Here is a 1,437-nt window from a genome sequence, read left to right as displayed (position 1 = left end):
GGGCGGCGACGCCGAGGAACCAGTCGGTGACGGCACGCCCCTGGCGGCCCTCGCGGACGCTGCCGACGATGACGGCGACGCGCAGTGGAGTGGTGTAAGCAGGCATGGGTGTCCCCCTGTTCGTGCCCCGGCTCGACTGCCGAGGTCGGCTCACATCCGGTAAAGTACAACGCACGTTGTCTGATGTACAACGGGCGTTGTCAGAAAAGCGAGGCACGAGGAGAGCGCGTGGGTACGACCAACGAAGCCCGGTGGGAGGCCGCCCTCAAGGACCACCCGCCCCGCAAGGTCCAGAAGTGGGCCGCGATGGCCGGCGCCGCCTGCACCCTCTTCGGCCGCGAGGGCTACACCCGCGCCTCGGTCGACGCGGTCGCCGCAGCCGCCGGCGTCTCGACCCGCACCCTCTACAACCACTTCCCCGGCGGCAAGGCGGAACTGTTCCGCACGGTCGTCACCTGGACGTCGGCCGAGGTGAAGGACGCCCAACTCGCCTGCCTGGCAAGCGTGCTGCCCCCCGGCAGACCCCCGCACCCCGACAACCTGGAACGCGACCTGACCGCCCTCGCCGAGGGCTTCGCCGACCTCCTGACGCGCTACGCCGACCACTTCGCCCTGGTCCGCCACATCCACGCGGAGGCCGACCACGTCCCGCCCGAGGTCCTGAGGTCCTGGCAGGAGGCGGGCCCGATCCCGGTCACCGCCGCACTCACCGAGGCGTTCCAGACCCTCCACGACGCGCATCTCATCGACACGCACGGCGACACGGCGCTCGCGGCGGCCCACTTCGTCGCCCTGACCTCCCAGACCCTCACCCTCCGCACCCACTACGGCGTACTGCCGCTCCCCGAGGAGGACACCCGGCACCTGCTCCGAGGCGGGGTCGCCGCGTTCGTGCGCGCGTACCGAGCCGCATGAAGAAGCGGGGGGTCCCGAGAAAGGACCCCCCGCACGCACCCGCACCGATCAGCCGTTCACCCCGCTGTAGTGCCGCAGGCTCCACCGCCACAACACCCGCGTCCCCACATACGCGAGCAGCCCCAGCAACGGCGACGCGGCGGCCACCCAGTACGGCACGGCGGTCCCGTGCCCGTGCCCCGTGAGCACGGCCGCCGGGAAGTACGCCACGAACGCGAGCGGCAACCCGTACGTGAGCATCCCCCCGACCGCCTTGGGCAGCACGTTCAGCGGGTAACTCCCGAACGTCCCCAGCAGCTCCTCCAGCCACCGCCCCCAGTAGTCGGCGGCNNNNTCCCCGATCGCGTTGGTGGGGAAGTACTCCAGCTGCACCTGCCGGTAGACGGGGAGCGGACGCAGCAGATAGGCGTCGATCTTCCCTTCCTGGATGTGCCGGCCGAGCCCGTGGACCCGCCCGAGGAACAGCACGAACAGCCCGTGCGCCAGCATCCGGATCGCCGGGATCATCAGGACGTCCTGGCT

Annotated in this window: 2 protein-coding genes and 1 pseudogene; 1 reads left to right on the top strand and 2 read right to left on the bottom strand. The window is 71.0% G+C overall.

Annotated features, from left to right (window positions below):
* The first annotated feature begins 228 nt into the window (after nucleotides 1–228).
* Nucleotides 229–915 carry a TetR/AcrR family transcriptional regulator C-terminal domain-containing protein gene (locus AOK24_RS42855; RefSeq protein ID WP_055725258.1) on the top strand — a complete coding sequence of 229 codons (687 nt, stop codon included), beginning with the start codon at nucleotides 229–231 and terminating at the stop codon, nucleotides 913–915.
* Nucleotides 916–963: 48 nt separating this feature from the next.
* On the opposite strand, the pseudogene AOK24_RS51960 reads toward AOK24_RS42855, so the two are convergent.
* Nucleotides 964–1,245 (bottom strand): annotated as a pseudogene (locus tag AOK24_RS51960) (ABC-2 family transporter protein); the annotation flags it as partial.
* A 4-nt stretch (nucleotides 1,246–1,249) separates the two neighbouring features.
* On the bottom strand, nucleotides 1,250–1,437 hold a 188-nt coding region (locus AOK24_RS51955), incomplete at both ends, for an ABC-2 family transporter protein (protein ID WP_240554402.1).

The organism is Streptomyces niveiscabiei, assembly GCF_001419795.1.
Lineage (GTDB): Bacteria > Actinomycetota > Actinomycetes > Streptomycetales > Streptomycetaceae > Streptomyces > Streptomyces niveiscabiei.
This window is presented reverse-complemented; position numbering and strand designations above follow the sequence as displayed.